This is a genomic window from Stenotrophomonas sp. WHRI 8082, from assembly GCF_040223995.2.
Classification (GTDB): Bacteria; Pseudomonadota; Gammaproteobacteria; order Xanthomonadales; family Xanthomonadaceae; genus Stenotrophomonas.
In genome coordinates, this window is record NZ_CP167826.1 from 2,938,362 (window position 1) to 2,951,800 (window position 13,439).

Here is a 13,439-nt window from a genome sequence, read left to right on the forward strand (position 1 = left end):
CATGACTGCCCCGTTGCCTGACCGGGGGGTTACCGTGTGAGTCCGCCCGGCGTAGCGCGGCGCTACAATGACGTGCCCGCACGTCCGCGGCCGCCTCCCTGATTCCTATAGAACCATGACGCAGCCTACCCGCCGCCAGTTGGCCAACGCCATCCGTTTCCTTGCCGCCGATGCAGTCGAGACCGCCAAGTCCGGCCACCCCGGCATGCCCATGGGCATGGCCGACATCGCTGAAGTGCTCTGGAACGACTATCTCCGCCACAATCCGAACAACCCGAAGTGGTTCAACCGCGACCGTTTCGTGCTGTCCAACGGTCATGGCTCGATGCTGCAGTACGCACTGCTGCATTTGAGCGGTTATGACCTGCCCATCGAGCAGCTGAAAGCATTCCGCCAGCTGGGCAGCAAGACGGCCGGCCATCCGGAGCACCACGAAACCCCCGGCGTAGAGACCACCACCGGTCCGTTGGGTCAGGGTTTCGCCAATGCTGTCGGTTTTGCCTTGGCCGAGAAGCTGCTCGCCCAGCGCTTCAACCGCCCGGAGCTGGAGATCGTCGATCACCACACGTACGTGTTCATGGGTGACGGCTGCCTGATGGAAGGCGTCTCGCACGAAGCGGCGTCGCTGGCCGGTACCTGGGGCCTGCATAAGCTCGTCTGCTTCTGGGACAACAACCACATCTCCATCGATGGCAACACCGATGGCTGGTTCACCGACAACACGCCCGAGCGTTTCGAAGCCTATGGCTGGAACGTGGTGCGTGACGTGGACGGCCACGATCCGGAAAGCATCAAGGCCGGTATCGAGGCGGCCCTGGGCCAGGACGACAAGCCGACGCTGATCTGCTGCCGGACCACCATCGGCTTCGGTTCCCCGGCCAAGGCCGGCAAGGAATCCAGCCACGGTGCACCGCTGGGCAAGGACGAACTGGAGGCCACGCGCAAGGCGCTGGGCTGGGAATACGGTCCGTTCGAAATCCCCGAATCGATCTACGCCGGCTGGCGTGCGGGCGGTACCGGTACCCTGCGCCAGGCCGAGTGGGAGCAGCAGTTCGACAAGTACGCCGCGCGTTTCCCGGCGGAAGCCGAGGAGTTGACCCGCCGCTCGCATGGTGAACTGCCGGAAGATTTCATCGCCAAGGCCGACGCCTACATCGCGCAGGTCGCCGCGGAAGGCCCGACCATCGCCTCGCGCAAGGCATCGCAGCTGGCCATCGAAGCGTTCGCGCCGCTGCTGCCGGAACTGGTGGGGGGCTCGGCCGATCTGGCCCATTCCAACCTGACCCTGTGGAAGGCGAGCAAGTCGGTTGCTACCGACGATGCCGATGCCAACTACGTGTATTACGGCGTGCGCGAGTTCGGCATGACCGCGATCGCCAACGGCCTGGCCCTGCATGGCGGGTTCCTGCCGTTCGATGCGACCTTCCTGGTGTTCAGCGACTATGCCCGCAACGGCGTGCGCATGAGTGCGCTGATCCCGGCACATGCCATCCACGTGTACACCCATGACTCGATCGGCCTGGGCGAAGACGGCCCGACCCATCAGCCGGTGGAGCACTTGGCGTCGCTGCGCTACATCCCGAACAACGATGTGTGGCGTCCCTGTGACGCGGTGGAGTCGGCGGTCAGCTGGAAGGCCGCCATTACCCGCCAGGACGGTCCGAGCTGCCTGGTGTTCAGTCGCCAGAACCTGCCGCACCAGCCGCGTGACGCCGAGCAGATCATCCAGATCGAGCGCGGCGGTTACGTGTTGGCGGATGCGCAGGGGGGGACGCCGGACGTGATCCTGATCGCCACCGGTTCGGAGGTCTCGCTGGCCACCGAGGCGAAGGCGGAGCTGGATGCCGCAGGCCTGAAGACCCGCGTGGTCTCCATGCCGTCCACCGATGTGTTCCTGCGTCAGGACGCGGCCTATCGTGAAAGCGTGCTGCCCAACGCCGTGCGCAAGCGCGTCGCGGTCGAAGCGGGCGTCACCGGTTTCTGGCGCCAGTTCGTTGGCCTGGACGGCGCCGTGATCGGCATCGACACCTTTGGTGCATCGGCACCGGCTGACGCGTTGTACAAGCACTTCGGCATCACCACCGCGCACGTGGTGGAAGCTGCCAAGGCGCTGTAAACACGGCCTGGAGGGTGCAGCGGGTCCTCGACCCGCTGCACCCGCTGTCCATCGGACCGCGCTGAATCGTCGCGGTTTTCTGGCCGCGGCGCCGGAATGATGCGTTGTCGCCTGGCCTGTTTCCAGCAGTGCATGGCCTTGTCATGCTGGCCCGTCCGCACCAAGCCGCGACGGCCCTTCAATGAAAACCACCCCGTTTCTCGCTGCCTGCCTGATAGCGATGAGCTGCTTGCCGGCCATGGCGGCCACGCCTGCCGTAAAGGCCGATCCGGCACTGTTCCGTTACAGCGTCGAGCAGATGCATAAGATCTCGAACCCGGATCTGCTGGGGCATCGGAATTTCTATGATTTCCGGTCCACCGGTCCCGATGCGGCGTGGTTCGACGCGGTGAAGCAGGGCAATCTCGCCGAGGTCCGCCGACGCGTGGAAGCAGGTCAGAACCTCGAAGCCAAGGACGAAGACGCACTGGGCCAGACCGCGTTGGGCTGGGCGGCCTTCATCGGCTACGAGGACATGGTCCACTACCTGGTGGAGCAGGGCGCCGACATCCGCGCGACGGACCGGGCCGACGTTTACAACGCGCTCAAGTCCGCCGTGATGGGCGGCAACGTGGCGGTGGTCGAATACCTGCACGGGCTGCTGCGCGACGAGACCGACTGGGACGCGCGTGAGAGCGACCAGGAAACGCTGTTCATGGTGGCCGCCGTGGACGGTCGCCTGGAGACGGTGGAGTACATCCTGCAGTTCCATCCGGATCTGAACGCGGTGGCGATCAACGAAAAACCGAAAATCAACGAAAGCCCGCTCAGCGGTGCCTGCGAAGGCGGGTTCGACGACGTGGCGCAGCTGCTGATCGGAAAGGGCGCGATCAACCACAAGACCGGCCGATCAAGCTGCAACTGAGGGTAGAGCCGGCTTCAGCCGGCTGATCGTTCCGCGCAATCCCGCCACCGAGCACGCCACCGCGCTACCACCGCGCGCGCAACGCGTGCAATGTCGCTTGGTAGAGCCGGCTTCAGCCGGCTGATCCACCCACGCAATCCCGCCGCCGAGCACCCCTCCGCGCTACGGAGGTCGCACCCGCCCACCGCATCACGCCGTACGCGCCAACGCCAATCGCAGCAGTCGCGCATTCAACCGCTCACCAACGTTCGCAGGTGCCTGCAGACCCATCCGTTGCAGGTACACCGCATCGCCATCGCCGGCGGGTTGCCAGATCGCCGCCCACACGGTGCGCAGCTTCGCGCCGCGCGTCTGCGTATTGGCTTTCAGCCAGCCCAGCGCCTTCAGCAGCACCTGCTCCAGCTCCGTGAAATCACTACCCAGCGGATAATCCGGCAACGTGCCATCGCTGCGGAACGCGGCCAGCGTGGCCGACAGTAGCTGCGGCGTGTTGCGCTGTGCACGCGGGTCCGGCTGAGCATCGGTGCCGAGCTTGCGCGCCTCCTTCGCCTGCTGCAGCAGCGGGTCCTGGAAAGGTCGCTCGGTGATGCCCGCCATCGCAAGCACGCAATCCGCGTCCGTCAGACCGCGAAGATCCGCGATGCCATATTCGTCGAGGTAGATGTCGCGCAGGTGGCGCGGGATGGTCGTATGCCCGTAGTTCCAGCGCACGTTGCTCTGGCGTGACCCCGCATCATCGCGGGCGGCACGGAACATCAGGATGCTGCGCGCCTCCGGCAAGGCGTGTGCCATGGCCACGAAGTTGTACTGGCCGCCGACACCGGATACCACGCGGCCATCTTCCAGCGCATCCGACACCGCCGCACCCAGCGCGGTGGCCATCATGCAGGAATTGAAGAAGCGCGCATGACGCCGCTGCAACCGCTCAAGCTCTTCATTGCTGCCGTACAGCTGGTTGATTTCGCTGATGCGGCGCATGCCGATTGCGCGACACTCGTCCTCTGGCAGGTTGCGCAGCCAGTCGTAGAACTCGGGCGAGCCGAGATAGAACGCCCCGTGCAGGTACTCGCCTTCCGCCGCCAAGGTGGCGTGGTCGGCGGTGTAGGCGCTCCCGTTGTCCAGACGCTTCATCAGCGTCAGGTCATCGTGCACTTTCCGTTTGATCACGCCGCACTGCACGAGTTTGCGAAATCCTTCGTTGAGCATTTCGCTGCAACCGTACAAGCCTTCCTCGAACGGCCCCAGTCCACCGATCTCCGCCACCAGCGGATGCGTGGCCAACTGAGGATCCAGTGCATGCAGCACGCGGCGGTACAACGCATTGTCGGTATGCCGCAGCACGAGGGCATGGCTGAGTGCATCGGCCAGTGCACCGATGCCGATCTGCAGCGTGCCACCGTCGCGCACCAAGGTGCTGGCATACAGGCCGATGGCATGGTCGGCATCGCTGACCGGCTGCCGCGGCAGGCCGAACAGCGCGGGGTAGGGGCCCGGTGGAGTGATGATCAGATCGAAGAAGGCTTCCTCCACGGCGGCCGTGCCGCCGATCCACGGCAGCTGCGGATCCACCTCGGCGATCAGCAGCGGACGTGGCAATCCCCGCGCGGCCATCGCATCGATCGTGTCCTGGGTGATGTCGTTGTTGCAGGACAACGACAGCCGGTCGCTGCCCTCGCGACGCGCTACCTTCTGCACGATGGCATGCGGTGCACGCTGCGCCACCGCATCCGCGGCGTGGGTGTAGTTGAGGCTGGTGTAGCTGGCCTGCGCCTGCCGCGAGCGCAGCAACGCACCGGACTGCATGTAGAACTCTTCCACCTGCACGTGGTCGGGCAGCGCATCACGCGCCATCGCATCGGCATAGGCCAAGCGCACCACGTCCTTGCCGAAGTGGCGCTCGGCGAAGGGGCCCATGAAACGCGCTTCCAGGCCGTCGCCGCTCGCCACCGGCGGGTTCAACGACAGTGCGGTGTAGATCTGCAGCGGGCGTGCGGGATCGTTTTCTACCCGTGCATACAGCGCGTTGAGCAGCCGATGCGGCTTGCCCAGGGCCAGTGGCGCACCGATCCGCACCGCCCCTTGCACCCGTCCCAACAACCAATCCACGGCAGCATCAAGGTCGGTCAGGTGATCGGTCATCGGCGCAGGTTCCTTGTTCGTGATGACCGCATTACAGCATGACCGCCTTGAACCGCCGTCTAAAAAGGGGACGGAGGGGATTAAGTCGCAATTGGCCGACAGCGTGGCCGATGGCGACTTAATCCCCTCCGTCCCCTTTTTCTCCTGCTTGACACGTGCTGCGATTACGTCTGTAATCGAATGATCGATTACAGGCGTAAACGTACATGCAGATCAGCGATGCAGAAGCTGTGGTGATGGAGGTGCTGTGGCAGCGGGCGCCGTTGGCTGCCGAGGAGGTCATCGCGGCCCTGCGTGCACGGGACTGGGCCGAGCCGACCATCAAGACATGGCTCAACCGCCTGCTGGCCAAGGGCGCGATTGCGGCTGAACGCGATGGCCGACGCTACCTGTATCGCCCGCTGCTGCAGCGGGAGGCGTGGGTGGCCCGGCAGAGCGAACAGTTCATCGGGCGCGTCTTCGAGGGCCGCGTCGCGCCCTTGGTCGCGCATTTCAGTGAACGCGGGCAGCTCAGCCCGCAGGACATCGCCGAGCTGCGCAGGCTGATCGGAGAGATGGGCGATGACTGACCTGCTGATGCTCTTATTGCGGGCCAGCGTGTGGCTCACGGTGGGCGTACTGCTGCTGGCCGTCGCGCGCCCGCTGCTGCTCCGGCTGGGCGGCGGGCCATTGGCGTATCGCAGCTGGTGGCTGTTGCCCCTGCTGCTGACGCTGCTGGTGGTGCCGCTGCCGTATCCGCCGGCCTCGCTCCCGGACGGTATGGCGTTGCTCGCCATGACGAAGGGTGCGGCGAACCAGAATGGACCGTGGGTGACCGCGAGCGGAGGGCCCACGTTGCTGGCAGCGCTGTGGGGGCTGGGTGCAGGGCGTGCTCTGCTCAGCGCATGCATCGCCCAACGCCGGTTCGAACGACAGTTGGGCGTGCTCCGGCAGCGCGAGGACGGTAGCTGGCAGGCAGACGTGGACGCGGGGCTGCCTGCGCTGGTGGGCGTGTGGCGGCCGCGGATCATCGTGGGTCCTGGATTCGACACGCGCTTCGACCCGCAGCAGCGGAATCTCGTGCTTCAGCACGAACGCAGCCATCGCGACCATGGCGATCACTGGGTGAATGCCGTCGTGCTGCTGATGCGCTGCGTGTTCTGGTTCCATCCGCTGGCTGCCTGGAGCGCGCGCCGCCTGCAGCGCGACCAGGAACTCGCCTGTGATGCCCGCGTTCTTCGGTTACATCCGGCCCATCGGCGGTCTTACGCCACTGCGTTGCTGACAGCGCAACTGGCCCACCCGATCGCACCGGTGGCCTGCCACTGGCGCGGACAGCCTGTGTTGAAGGAAAGGATTTCCATGATGAAACAAGGAACGAGCGGACGCGTGCCCGTCGCCTGCGGTTATCTGATAGTGGCGGGATTGTGTATCGGTGCAGGCGGCATGGCCTGGGCAAGCCAAGGCGCAGGCAGGGCACAGGCGCTATCGGCGGCGCCGGTTGACCGCGATATCAAGGCGGCCCAGATGGCGGCCCCCGACTACCCGGAAGAGGCGTTTGAACGAGGTATCACCGGAAAGGTCGTACTTCGCGTTGATGTCGACGCCGACGGCAAGGCGAGTGATGTCAGGGTCGTGAGCGCGACGCCGGCGGGTGTGTTCGAGGCGGCCACCGTTGAGGCCGCGCGGCAGTGGACATTCACGCCCGCGGTGAGGGATGGGCGAAACGTACCGGGGACGCTGCAGATCCCCGTGCAGTTCGCTCTCGACCAGCCGCCGGTGGGCCCATGACAGGACGTGCCGCCATCGCGATCGCGGCGTTGATGATGCTCGGTTGCACCCGCCACGACATCCGCCAGGCGGTGGATACACGCGAGGAGAATGTCGACCACCAGCGCCTGGATCCACTGCCCCCCTCCGGTATCGGGTCCGGCGCCGTGGAGACCTACACCCTGCAACCCGGCGAAGGCTACCGCATGCCGCAGCTGCACACGGCACCGCCCCCGGTGCTGGGGGATCGAGAACAGCGCCAGGAGCTGGCGTTGACCACGGTGTGCGTCCAGCTGGTGGTCGATGCAGACGGCAAGGTGGAGCGCAGTCTCCCGATTGCCGACCGCACGGAGTGCCGGGCCGGTGCGGCAGCCGAGAACGGGGCGCTGCGGCAAGCGGTCCAGGAGGCGGTGCAGCACTGGAGATTCTCGCCCGCCGCCGTCTGTCACTTCGCGCCGGGCAAGCTTCCTCGCGAGCCGTCTGACTGTGAAGGTGCCGACCGCATCGAGCCCATACCGGTGAGCCTGCTGTACGCCTTCACTTTCGAAATAGTGAAGGGCCGACACTACGTCCGACGAAAAGGGGACGGAGGGGATTAAGTCGCAAACGGCCACAGATGTGGCCGTTTGCGACTTAATCCCCTCCGTCCCCTTTTTTATGCGCCGCCTTGCAGGTTGGCCTTGATGGCCGGGTGCATCAGCTTGGGCTGCGGCAGGGTGGCGTCGCGGGCTTGCCGGCTGGCGACGAAGGTCGCTTCATCCGTGCCGACGCGTACGTGGATGTTGTGCGCGCGCTGCTCGGCAATGGTGGTCTCGTTGCTGATCGCGCGGCCACCCGGGCCGTAGTCGTGACAGACGTATACCCGCGTGCTGTCCGGCAGTGCCAGCAGCGTCTGGATGGAGCGGTAAAGCTGGTGGGCATCGCCACCGGGAAAATCACAGCGCGCGGTGCCGGCGTCGGGCATGAACAGGGAGTCGCCGGGAAACAGCGCGTCACCGATCAGGTAGGCGATGCTGTCACTGGTGTGTCCTGGTACCGCGAGCACCCGGCATTGCACGGTTCCCAGCGCGAACGTTTCGCCATCAACGAACAGGTGGTCGAACGCCTCCCCGTCAGCGGCAAGGTCCACTCCGTAGCGCGGGGCGAACGTTGCCTGCACCGCGCGGATGCCCTCGCCGATGGCCAGTGTGGCCTCTGGGAAGCGCTGCTTGAGCCAGCGGCCCGCCGACACGTGGTCGGCATGCGCATGGGTCTCCAGCACCCAGCGCAGCTCCAGTCCCTCGGCCTGCAGATGCCCGAGCACAGGGGTCAACGCCGTCTCGCTGACCGTGCCGGTTTCCGGGTCGTAGTCCAGCACCGGATCGATCAGGGCAGCCTGCTGGGTGGCCACATCGTGCACCACATAGCTGAAGGTGTTGCTGTCGGGATGGAAGAACGACTGGACATGGGCAGGCATCGGGTGACTCCTCAGCGCGGGCCGAGTGCGCGGTTCAGCACCTGCGCCAAGCGCTCGCCGGCGATGCGCAGTTCGCTCTCGGCCACGGGACGATAGCGGTCGGTGTAATCGTCTCCGAGCTTACGCGAGGTGGGGTAAACGCCTTTTTCAACCGCGATACGGCAGCTGGACTCAGCCCATGCCTCCGCATCCTTGCGCACGTCGACCCGGCGCGCCAGCGCAGGTTGCGGCAATGCCTGCAGCACCGTCAGGTAGCCGGCATCGTCCAATCCGCGGGTATTGAGCAGCCCGCTGTCCCAGACCGAATGCAGGTTGCTGCCGCGTCCATTGAACTGCACCTGGACCTCATTGCCGCCCTTGTCGTGGCCGAATCCCGCATGCATGGGCTGGTGGATATCACCGACCAGGTGGACGACGAACTTCAGCGCCTGCGCGCGCTCGGCGTCGCTGTTCCTGCGGTCGGACAGGATACGGGTCTGGTCCTTCAGCGCTTCGACCACGCAGTTGCCGTCCGGGCAGTGCTTGGCGGCCTGGTAGACGCAGTTGTCTTCGGCAATGTTGACGTAATGCCAGCCGGCGGAACGCTTGCCGAGATCCCGGTCGGTGGCGCGCAGCTGGTCGGCCCAGGGGGCCACACCGGCGAGCGTGGGATCGGCTTCACTTGCCAGAAGTCTGTCTACTTCGGCACGTGCGGTGGGCGTCAGCCTGCTTTCTGCGACGCGCCCGACCAGACGATGGCCCTGTGCGCCCCACGCAAGCGCATCGGCGGAGCAGAGGGCCAGTGCCAGCGCCAGCGCGGTAAGGGGCAGGGGAGAGTGGAGGGGGAAGGGGCTTTTCATCGGCCCTATTCTAGCGGTCGGCCTGCAAGGTGGCTTGCCCCGAAAAGCGGGGGGCCGGACTCACGCAGCGGTATGCTGGCTTACGCAGGAAGTCGAGGAGAGCAGCGTGTCAGAAACCATGGTCGGCCTGATTGGCGGCATGAGCTGGGAAAGCTCCGCGCAGTATTACCGGCTGATCAACGAGCAGGTGCGGGAGGCCCGCGGGGGCGTGCACTCGGCGCGGCTGCTGTTGTGGTCTTTCGATTTCGCGCAGATCGAGGCGCTGCAGGCCGCAGGCGACTGGGATGGCGCAGGCACGCTGCTGGTCGATGCGGCCCAACGGCTTGAGCTTGCCGGCGCCAGCGCGGTCGTCATCTGCACCAACACCATGCACCGCCTCGCAGATACCGTGCAGGCCGCTATCGGCGTTCCCCTGCTGCACATCGCCGACCCGACCGCCACGGCGGTGAAAGCGGCAGGTATCCAGCGCATTGGACTGCTGGGCACCGCGTTCACCATGGAGCAGGCGTTCTACACGGGCCGGCTGGAACGCCAGCACGGCCTGCAGGTCGTCGTGCCGGATGCAGCAGATCGTGCGCTGGTGCACCGGGTGATCTATGAAGAGCTGGTGCGCGGCCACGTGCTGCCGGCCTCGCGGGAGGCCTATCGCGGGGTCATGCGGCGGCTGGTGCAACGCGGCGCGCAGGGGATCATCCTGGGCTGTACGGAGATCATGTTGCTGGTTGCGGATGACGATGCCGGCGTGCCCCTGTTCGACACGACGGCGCTGCACGCGCAGGCGGCCGCACAGCATCTGCTGGCGCAGCGGTAGCGCCGAGCCGTGCTCGGCGGGGCATTTCATGGGAAAGGCCCAGCCTCGGTAGCGCCGAGCCGTGCTCGGCGGGGCATTTCATGGGAGGGTCCAGCCTCGGTAGCGCCGAGCCGTGCTCGGCGGGGCATTTCATGGGGAGGGCCCAGCCGGCTGAAGCCGGCTCTACCGGTACTGCAGAGGTAGCAGCCGCCGCCGGTCAGAACTTCACGACGTACGACACGCCATACGCCAGCGGGTCGATGTTGACGGTGCCCAGGTCCTGGCCATCCAATTTGACCTTGCTGTCGATGTCCATCCAGCGCAGGTCCACCCGCAGGGCGGCTTTTTCGCTGAGGGCGAAGTCCACGCCCGCGTGCGCGGCAAGGCCCCACGAATCGTCCATTTTCAACGTGCTGCCGGCCAGTGCACCGCCGGTCTCCTCGCTGAAGAACGTGGTGTAGTTGATGCCGGCACCGAGGAACGGCGATACCTTGCCGGCGCTGTTGAAGTGGTACTGCAGGGTGACCACCGGCGGCAGGTGTTTGGTGCTGCCGACACGGCCCAGGCCGGCGATGCGGATGTCGTGCTTGAACGGCAGCGCGGCGAGGACTTCGATGCCCAGATTGTCGGCGATGAAGTACTCGCCGGTGATCGTCGGCTTGATGTCGCTGTCCACGTCCACCTTCAGCGTACCGCCGGCCAAGGTGCCGTTATTGGATTTCGGCGCAACCTGGTGGACGCCGGCCGACAGCGTCCAGTCGCCCTTGGATTGGGCCATGGCAGGGGCGGCGGTAAGGGCCGAAGCGGCGGCCAGGGTGGCCATCATCAGGGGGGCGGTGCGGCGCATGGTGCAGGTCTCGTTGCGGGGTTGATGCCCGCAGTCTCTGCCCGCCCTGCACGCAACGCCTTGATCCGGATCAAATCCCTGACGGGCGCGAGGGCTGGCGCGTCCTGTCCGCCGGTAGTGAAGGCGGTTTGCTAGACTAACCGGCCTTATCCATCCCGCCGCGCCGTGCGCGGCCGCAGGAGCTCATCAACATGGCAATCAAGGTTGGTATCAACGGTTTCGGTCGCATCGGGCGCAACGTCCTGCGCTCGGCGGTGCTGAACTTCGGCGACGACATCGAGATCGTGGCCATCAACGATCTGCTGGAGCCGGATTACCTGGCGTACATGCTGAAGTACGATTCGGTGCACGGCCGCTTCAAGGCGGAGGTATCGGTTGATGGCGGTCACCTGGTGGTCAACGGCAAGAAAGTGCGCCTGACCCAGGAACGTGATCCGGCCAACCTGAAATGGGACGAAGTGGGCGTGGACGTGGTGATCGAATCCACCGGCCTGTTCCTGACCAAAGAAACGGCGCAGAAGCATATCGATGCGGGCGCGAAGAAGGTGATCCTGTCGGCGCCGTCGAAGGACGATACGCCGATGTTCGTCTACGGCGTCAATGACAAGACCTACGCCGGCCAGGCGATCATCTCCAACGCATCGTGCACGACCAACTGCCTGGCGCCGTTGGCCAAAGTCATCAATGACAAGTGGGGCATCAAGCGCGGCCTGATGACCACCGTACATGCAGCAACCGCCACCCAGAAGACCGTCGATGGCCCGTCCAACAAGGACTGGCGCGGTGGCCGTGGCATCCTGGAGAACATCATTCCCTCGTCCACCGGTGCGGCCAAGGCCGTCGGTGTGGTGATCCCGGAACTCAACAAGAAGCTGACCGGCATGAGCTTCCGCGTGCCGACCTCGGACGTGTCGGTGGTCGATCTGACCGTCGAGCTGGAGAAGGAAGCCACCTACGCCGAAATCTGCGCCGAAGTGAAGGCACAGAGCGAAGGCGCGCTGAAGGGCATCCTGGGCTATACCGAAGACAAGGTCGTGGCCACCGATTTCCGCGGCGAGACCCACACCTCGGTGTTTGATGCCGATGCCGGCATCGCGCTGGACAGCACCTTCGTCAAGCTGGTGTCGTGGTACGACAACGAGTGGGGCTACTCCAACAAGTGCCTGGAAATGGCCAAGGTCGTCGCGGCCAAGTAAGCCGCTTCACCGCGTGATAAGCGAACCCCGGCCGATGCCGGGGTTCGTCGTTTCAGGCCTGTGTCGGCGATCACGAAGCCCACGCGACAGGCGGTTTTCCGACAGCCGAGGACACGCCATGGATGCTAAATCTGTCGTTCCTCTTCGTAAGGCACCGTCATGTCGAACCCTCTCTTCCCACTGCTTTCTGCAGGGCTGTTCTGCGTTGTTGCAACGGTGCAGGGGGCGACGGCTGCCCCGCCGGACGATGCGGGTATCGTGGCGGCTATCGTGCAGCAGATGGAGCGGCCGCTCGCACCTTCGACCGGCACGGTACGCGCGTCCACGGCTGCCGATGGCAGCTGGACCGTTGAACTGGGCAGCCGTTTGCTCGCCGATGTGCGTGGCCCGCAGATACCGGCTGAGCTGGATGCGCGCCTGCAGGCGATCCGGTTGGCGGTAATGCTGCAGCGTGAGCAGCAGGGGGCCATGCCGCCGTCGCTGGAATTCCGCTTCAACGGCCACCGCCTTGAACACTATTTCCCGTCGCCGCCGGCGCGCCCGCGTGCCCACAATCCGCTCGATGAGGGGGCATCAGGGGTCGACGTTTTCATTTCGGCCAGCCATGGCTGGTACCTGCACGGCGGCACCACGTGGTACCTGCAGCGCCCGCTCCGAAACGGCATGATCGAAGATCTGATGACGCCGCAGTTCGCCCAGAAATTCGCGGACGCCCTGGATGGAAAAAAGGTGCGCTGGGCGTTCTCGCGCTCGGTGGAGACGGCGTTGCATCCGGTCGCCGGTAAACCTTGGTGGCAGATGGCCGCCCGCTATCACGCGCAGGCGCTGTATCCGGACCGCCCGGACATCTGGCAGAGCTACGCCGACCGCAGCACGCCGCTGCGCGAGTACAACGACGATATCCGCAGCCGCCCGCTGATGGCCAATGAAGTGGGGGCCGGTGTGCTGGTGCACCTGCATACCAATGCCGCCGATCCATTGGCCACCGGCATGATGGCCTTCCATCAGTCCGGTCGCAGCGAAGACCAGCGGCTGGGGCATGTGCTGCTGTGCAAGATGCGCGATGCCATCCGGCAGGTGCCGGCCTATGCCGATTATCGTGTGCGCGTGCAGCCGAGCACCGGCAACTTCGGTGAAAACCGCCTTGCACTGGCGCCCTCCATCCTGATCGAACTTGGCTTCCACACCAACCCGCAGGACGCGGCTGCACTGCAGGATCCGCAATTCCAGGCGGCCGTTGCCGAGGGCCTGCGCGAGGGCTATGACGCGTTCCAGCAGGGGATGGGTGCAGGGGGCGAACGCGTCTGCCAGTGACCAGCGCGCCCAGCAGGCTCGGCTTGACGTAGCATGGCACGGCCCGTCGGCGCCATCGTGGCCCCGTAGCGACAGCAGGAAGCCGTTGA

Annotated in this window: 12 protein-coding genes; 8 read left to right on the plus strand and 4 right to left on the minus strand. The window is 65.5% G+C overall.

Translation table 11 applies throughout. The annotated features are described in order from the left end of the window. The first annotated feature begins 115 nt into the window (after positions 1-115). Together tkt and ABRP17_RS12760 are read left to right on the plus strand one after the other, a co-directional pair. A complete protein-coding gene (tkt, locus tag ABRP17_RS12755; protein WP_349986156.1) occupies positions 116-2,116 on the plus strand; it encodes a transketolase in 2,001 nt (666 codons plus the stop codon). A gap of 220 nt (positions 2,117-2,336) precedes the next feature. Further along, complete coding sequence (locus ABRP17_RS12760) at positions 2,337-3,020, plus strand: ankyrin repeat domain-containing protein (protein ID WP_349986154.1); 684 nt, start codon at positions 2,337-2,339, stop codon at positions 3,018-3,020. A gap of 189 nt (positions 3,021-3,209) precedes the next feature. Here the strand turns inward: ABRP17_RS12760 and ABRP17_RS12765 are convergent, their stop codons facing one another. Continuing rightward, complete coding sequence (locus tag ABRP17_RS12765; protein ID WP_349986153.1) at positions 3,210-5,159, minus strand: acetyl-CoA hydrolase/transferase C-terminal domain-containing protein; 1,950 nt, start codon at positions 5,157-5,159, stop codon at positions 3,210-3,212. A gap of 206 nt (positions 5,160-5,365) precedes the next feature. Between ABRP17_RS12765 and ABRP17_RS12770 the strand changes: the two genes are divergently transcribed. Genes ABRP17_RS12770 through ABRP17_RS12780 form a run of 3 tightly spaced genes read left to right on the plus strand, consistent with a single transcriptional unit; the run spans position 5,366 to position 7,507 of the window. Then, positions 5,366-5,728: a BlaI/MecI/CopY family transcriptional regulator gene (locus ABRP17_RS12770; RefSeq protein WP_349986152.1), complete on the plus strand. Its 363-nt coding sequence runs from the start codon at positions 5,366-5,368 to the stop codon at positions 5,726-5,728. Continuing rightward, positions 5,721-6,929 (plus strand): TonB family protein, encoded by a 1,209-nt coding sequence (locus ABRP17_RS12775; protein ID WP_349986150.1) that lies wholly within the window; start codon positions 5,721-5,723, stop codon positions 6,927-6,929. Before ABRP17_RS12770 ends, ABRP17_RS12775 begins: the two co-directional genes overlap by 8 nt. After that, positions 6,926-7,507, plus strand: coding sequence for an energy transducer TonB (locus ABRP17_RS12780; RefSeq protein WP_372486783.1), 582 nt, complete (start codon positions 6,926-6,928; stop codon positions 7,505-7,507). Before ABRP17_RS12775 ends, ABRP17_RS12780 begins: the two co-directional genes overlap by 4 nt. Before the next feature lie 56 nt (positions 7,508-7,563). Here the strand turns inward: ABRP17_RS12780 and ABRP17_RS12785 are convergent, their stop codons facing one another. Together ABRP17_RS12785 and ABRP17_RS12790 are read right to left on the minus strand one after the other, a co-directional pair. Then, on the minus strand, positions 7,564-8,364 hold the full coding sequence (locus ABRP17_RS12785; protein ID WP_349986792.1) for an MBL fold metallo-hydrolase: 801 nt from the start codon (positions 8,362-8,364) through the stop codon (positions 7,564-7,566). Positions 8,365-8,375: 11 nt separating this feature from the next. Then, on the minus strand, positions 8,376-9,203 hold the full coding sequence (locus tag ABRP17_RS12790; RefSeq protein ID WP_349986794.1) for a S1/P1 nuclease: 828 nt from the start codon (positions 9,201-9,203) through the stop codon (positions 8,376-8,378). Positions 9,204-9,321: 118 nt separating this feature from the next. Between ABRP17_RS12790 and ABRP17_RS12795 the strand changes: the two genes are divergently transcribed. Further along, positions 9,322-10,014: an aspartate/glutamate racemase family protein gene (locus ABRP17_RS12795; RefSeq protein ID WP_349986799.1), complete on the plus strand. Its 693-nt coding sequence runs from the start codon at positions 9,322-9,324 to the stop codon at positions 10,012-10,014. 196 nt (positions 10,015-10,210) lie between these two features. Here the strand turns inward: ABRP17_RS12795 and ABRP17_RS12800 are convergent, their stop codons facing one another. Further along, complete coding sequence (locus tag ABRP17_RS12800) at positions 10,211-10,840, minus strand: OmpW family outer membrane protein (RefSeq protein ID WP_349986795.1); 630 nt, start codon at positions 10,838-10,840, stop codon at positions 10,211-10,213. A gap of 191 nt (positions 10,841-11,031) precedes the next feature. Between ABRP17_RS12800 and gap the strand changes: the two genes are divergently transcribed. Both gap and ABRP17_RS12810 read left to right on the plus strand, forming a co-directional pair. Then, complete coding sequence (gap, locus tag ABRP17_RS12805) at positions 11,032-12,036, plus strand: type I glyceraldehyde-3-phosphate dehydrogenase (RefSeq protein WP_188326327.1); 1,005 nt, start codon at positions 11,032-11,034, stop codon at positions 12,034-12,036. 159 nt (positions 12,037-12,195) lie between these two features. After that, entirely contained in the window at positions 12,196-13,350 is a 1,155-nt protein-coding gene (locus ABRP17_RS12810; protein ID WP_349986796.1) for an N-acetylmuramoyl-L-alanine amidase, read from the plus strand. Positions 13,351-13,439 lie beyond the last annotated feature (89 nt).

Coding starts and splice junctions, on each gene's coding strand:
- ABRP17_RS12765 (WP_349986153.1), bottom strand. CDS start 5,159: ATGACCGATCACCTGACCGACCTTGATGCTGCCGTGGATTGGTTGTTG.
- ABRP17_RS12770 (WP_349986152.1), top strand. CDS start 5,366: ATGCAGATCAGCGATGCAGAAGCTGTGGTGATGGAGGTGCTGTGGCAG.
- ABRP17_RS12780 (WP_372486783.1), top strand. CDS start 6,926: ATGACAGGACGTGCCGCCATCGCGATCGCGGCGTTGATGATGCTCGGT.
- ABRP17_RS12790 (WP_349986794.1), bottom strand. CDS start 9,203: ATGAAAAGCCCCTTCCCCCTCCACTCTCCCCTGCCCCTTACCGCGCTG.
- tkt (WP_349986156.1), top strand. CDS start 116: ATGACGCAGCCTACCCGCCGCCAGTTGGCCAACGCCATCCGTTTCCTT.
- ABRP17_RS12775 (WP_349986150.1), top strand. CDS start 5,721: ATGACTGACCTGCTGATGCTCTTATTGCGGGCCAGCGTGTGGCTCACG.
- ABRP17_RS12795 (WP_349986799.1), top strand. CDS start 9,322: ATGGTCGGCCTGATTGGCGGCATGAGCTGGGAAAGCTCCGCGCAGTAT.
- ABRP17_RS12785 (WP_349986792.1), bottom strand. CDS start 8,364: ATGCCTGCCCATGTCCAGTCGTTCTTCCATCCCGACAGCAACACCTTC.
- ABRP17_RS12800 (WP_349986795.1), bottom strand. CDS start 10,840: ATGCGCCGCACCGCCCCCCTGATGATGGCCACCCTGGCCGCCGCTTCG.
- ABRP17_RS12760 (WP_349986154.1), top strand. CDS start 2,337: ATGAGCTGCTTGCCGGCCATGGCGGCCACGCCTGCCGTAAAGGCCGAT.
- gap (WP_188326327.1), top strand. CDS start 11,032: ATGGCAATCAAGGTTGGTATCAACGGTTTCGGTCGCATCGGGCGCAAC.
- ABRP17_RS12810 (WP_349986796.1), top strand. CDS start 12,196: ATGTCGAACCCTCTCTTCCCACTGCTTTCTGCAGGGCTGTTCTGCGTT.